At 40.5% G+C, this 2,505-nt stretch carries 3 protein-coding genes and 1 pseudogene; all 4 read right to left on the reverse strand.

Features of this window, described 5'->3' with window-relative positions; translation table 11 throughout:
- Window positions 1-115 precede the first annotated feature (115 nt).
- Window positions 116-289 carry a hypothetical protein gene (locus OKC24_RS19455; protein ID WP_265466265.1) on the reverse strand — a complete coding sequence of 58 codons (174 nt, stop codon included), beginning with the start codon at window positions 287-289 and terminating at the stop codon, window positions 116-118.
- A gap of 231 nt (window positions 290-520) precedes the next feature.
- On the reverse strand, window positions 521-916 hold the full coding sequence (locus OKC24_RS19460; protein ID WP_004694142.1) for an SPFH domain-containing protein: 396 nt from the start codon (window positions 914-916) through the stop codon (window positions 521-523).
- A 219-nt stretch (window positions 917-1,135) separates the two neighbouring features.
- Window positions 1,136-1,246: pseudogene (locus OKC24_RS19465) on the reverse strand.
- 679 nt (window positions 1,247-1,925) lie between these two features.
- The gene (locus tag OKC24_RS19470) at window positions 1,926-2,477 is read right to left on the reverse strand and encodes a hypothetical protein (RefSeq protein ID WP_265466266.1); all 552 of its coding nucleotides are present in this window, start codon (window positions 2,475-2,477) and stop codon (window positions 1,926-1,928) included.
- Window positions 2,478-2,505 lie beyond the last annotated feature (28 nt).

Genomic DNA, 2,505 nt, shown 5'->3' on the forward strand with positions numbered 1-2,505 from the left:
TGCTTTAATGCCTCGGCCCTTGCCGTGCTTTGCGCTATTTGAATGAGCTGCCTGTGAATCTGGATTACCGCAACGAACACACGGCAACTTTCTGATATCAGCTAATCGCTTTGGGTTACGCATACAAAGCTTCACGCAAATTCTTAATTCGCTCTTTCAACTTAATCATGATGCCATCAATCGCCAGCATCTCACCCCGAGTCAACCCAGCCCGACTAAGATTCTGATACTTAGACAGCTCAGTACTGCAAAACTCTAAGTCCTTTTTAGCTTGTACTTTGTCTGCCATAAATCCCAACCCTCCGGTATTTCCGGATAGTTCAANAGCCCGACTAAGATTCTGATACTTAGACAGCTCAGTACTGCAAAACTCTAAGTCCTTTTTAGCTTGTACTTTGTCTGCCATAAATCCCAACCCTCCGGTATTTCCGGATAGTTCAAATAAGAAAAAAAACCCCGCCAAGTTTGTTATCTCAGCGGGGTCTTATGTGCCGTAATACGTTCGGCTAAGTGGAAAAGATTAATTAGAAGATGGTCGCTTGCCTGCTTCCAAGACAGGAATATTGGCTTCAGTTGGCACATATACAATTTGACTAATATTGCCCTCGCGTAAAGCTTCACCAAATGCACCAATAAACTCTTGCTGCCTGTACTCAGGGAACTCCTGTGCTGCTTTACCCATTACCTTGATTGCTTCTGCACGCAATTTCGCACTCTCAAGCTCAGCCTTGGCTGTCTCAATTGCAATTTGTTTGGATTGCTGTGCTTTTGATAATTGAGCCTGTCCTGCCATACCTTGCTGCCAAACTTTGTATTGTGGCCACGCAAATAAGAAGATCAGTATGATTGCTATAACGAAGACTGCAATCAATCCAATCAAGATATTGTCTGCACTACCTTTCTGAAACTTATTCATTTTCCACACCTGCTTTATTTTGGTAATAAAAAAGCCCGATCAAATTAATGATCAGGCTTATGTTTTTGAATCTAATTTACTTAACTTCTTTCATACAATCCCGATACACCTTGATTTCTTCATCATCAATCGTGTAATCGATTTCTATTGCGCCATGAAGTCCAAATAAGCATTTTAAGAATTGGAGCATTTGATTCTCCTTTGATTTTAAAGATGGGGTGAATACGGCAGGAGTTGAACCCGCGCGAAGAGTGTCTTAACCGTGATCTCATACATACGACTGCTATCTCGTATTAGAAAGCCGCTCTAACCAACTGAGCTACGCTACTCACCCCTCTTTAGAATCTAGGTGGCGGCATTAAAATTTAAACCACTACGATTAAAGTTAAGCCGCCATAAAAAAAGCCCTACATCACTGTAAGGCTTTTCCCCTTGGTCATGTGCGCTGATTCAAGGAGTCGTTGTTTTTATTCACAACAAAATAATTAAATCATTAATCTCACAAAAAATGAAGCAAAAAAACCTGCAACTTGGGGAAGGTGCAGGTATAAACTGATATTAACTATCATGGAGAACTTAATACCAACTAATATACTTTGTTTATATTGAGATCTCATTCACATTTTATTCCAAATTATTTAGGAATAAAAAAAGCCCACCTTTAGATGAGCTTACATTCAATCTTTTCTAAAAACTTACTTGGAGGATTTAACCTCATCAGATAGTTTTTCTAAACCTTCCAACCTGTCTTTTTCAGAAAGGTTATGCACGTGAAAACATAAAAAGAATATAAGTGCTAATAACACTCCACCTAAAATCACAACCCTTTTCATTCTCACGAGAATTCATCTTGATTTAAACATAGGCTTAGTATGTCACCCATTTGCTCAATAAGCCACTAATAATAAAGCCCACCGTTTGGCGAGCTTTTTAAGTCTTGGTCTCGGATAAACCGTAATACGACCAGTATAGTGAAACTATATCTTAGTTATCAGAATAATGATAGCCCCTAAGCCATTAATTCCTTGAAAGTATTTTTCCGATATTTTTCAATAGCCTCTGATGCCTCTTTAATTGCCATCTCCAAAGCAATCACCATTAGGTTTTCATAAGGCTTCCATGTAAAACGGTACGCATTCAATGTCATTTGGTGCGATTTAATTCCCGCATAATGCAGCCGGCCCGCTGCAGTATAGAAGCCTTCAAGCTCAGGATTTACCGCAAAATCCATAACCATGCGTGCCACCAGCCATGACAAGTGGTAAATCGCAATTTGCTCAGGTTCGCGCTTCTTGTCTTGATGTGCTGAATTCATCATGATTTTAGCTAAATGATTGCGCACAAATTCATAATCCCCTTTTGACGACTCACCGTAAATGATCACAGATGTAATTGACTTCGCCAGCTGGCTATTCATGGCAGCAATCGCCCCCAGCCGATCTTGATAATCAATCGGCTTTTCCCCAGTGCTATGGCCCTCATCACCGAATTGCGGCGACTTGGCAGTAATCCCCTTAGTCAACCATTCAAAGTGTTCAAATTTCTCTGCCGCTGCATTCATACCCAGTCCCTCAAATCTTACTCAAGTC

This window comes from Acinetobacter entericus (assembly GCF_026168575.1).
Lineage (GTDB): Bacteria > Pseudomonadota > Gammaproteobacteria > Pseudomonadales > Moraxellaceae > Acinetobacter > Acinetobacter bouvetii.